The organism is Achromobacter sp. D7-1 (genome assembly GCF_059760445.1).
In genome coordinates this window covers 1-208 of sequence record NZ_JCBAMT010000191.1, presented here as the reverse complement: position 1 = coordinate 208, position 208 = coordinate 1, and the positions used below count along the sequence as shown (strand labels likewise).

Annotated in this window: 1 protein-coding gene; it reads left to right on the top strand. The window is 60.1% G+C overall.

Features of this window, described 5'->3' with window-relative positions; translation table 11 throughout:
* A partial coding sequence (locus tag AC6LKD_RS32730) for a cadherin-like domain-containing protein (RefSeq protein WP_498118555.1) occupies positions 1-208 on the top strand: 208 nt, incomplete at both ends.

Sequence of the window (208 nt, the reverse complement as noted above, 5' to 3'; positions counted from 1 at the left end):
ACGTCAACGGCAACGTCAACACCGCAGTCAACGGCGAGTACGGCAAGATCGTCCTCAAGGCCGACGGCTCCTACACCTATGAGCTGAACAACAACGACCCGCGCGTCAACGCGCTGCTCGATGGCCAGCAGCTCAAGGACACCTTCACCTACACGATCAAGGACGCCGACGGCGACGTCAGCACCACCACCATCACGGTCACCATCAA